Consider the following 901-nt stretch of genomic DNA (forward strand, 5'->3'; position numbering starts at 1 on the left):
GCCANCGTGGAAGAGCGGTGGCCGGGTAAGCGCAGCGCCACCCGGCGAAAAAAGTTACTCCGGGAACCACTGGTTGCTAATTTTCTGGTAGGTACCGTCGGCCTTAATCGCTTTCAGCGCGGCGTTCAGTTTCTCCAGCAGCGCCTTGTTATCCGGGCGCACGGCAATGCCGAGTCCGGTGCCGAAGTATTGCGGGTCGGTCACTTTCGGCGTGGCTGCCCCCAGCTGCGGGTTAGTTTTCAGCCATTCGTTGACCACCGCGGTGTCGCCGAACACGCCGTCGATACGGCCATTTTTCAAATCGATAATCGCATTCTGGTAGCTGTCATAGGCGACGGTCTTCACCTCAGGATGCTTATCCTGCAGATATTTCTGGTGGGTGGTGCCGTTTTCCATGCCGATCCGTTTGCCTTTCAGGTCATCGAAAGAATGGAACGCATCTTTTTTGGCGATCACCAGCGCCGAGTTGGCGTAGTACGGGTCGGTGAAGGCCACCTGCTTGCTCCGCTCCGGCGTAATATCCATTCCGGAAATCACCGCATCATATTTCTTGAACTTCAGCGCCGGGATCAGGCTGTCAAACGCGTGGTTGGTAAAGGTACATTCTGCCTGCATTTGTTTGCACAGCGCGTGGGCCAGATCGATATCAAAGCCGACAATCTGGTTATTAGCGTCCATCGATTCAAACGGCGGATAGGTTGCGGAGACGCCAAAGCTGATTTTTTCCGCGGCAGCAGCGCCGAACGCGAAAGAGGTGAGCAGTGCAGCCAGAACTAACTTTTTCATCGTGGAACTCCCGTCTGTCTATCTTATGATTATTCGCCGTGTCTGCGGCATAGAGTGACAATGCCATTAAATGAATTTATATGCAATAAATTTGATTAAATATTTTTATGGGCAT

1 protein-coding gene is annotated in these 901 nt (G+C 52.7%); it reads right to left on the reverse strand.

Going from position 1 to position 901, the window contains the following annotated elements:
- Window positions 1–54: 54 nt before the first annotated feature.
- Window positions 55–786, reverse strand: coding sequence for an arginine ABC transporter substrate-binding protein ArtJ (gene artJ / locus VZP09_RS04600; protein ID WP_002896384.1), 732 nt, complete (start codon window positions 784–786; stop codon window positions 55–57).
- Window positions 787–901 lie beyond the last annotated feature (115 nt).

Source organism: Klebsiella sp. EMBS2024, assembly GCF_036233805.1.
GTDB classification, from domain to species: domain Bacteria; phylum Pseudomonadota; class Gammaproteobacteria; order Enterobacterales; family Enterobacteriaceae; genus Klebsiella; species Klebsiella pneumoniae.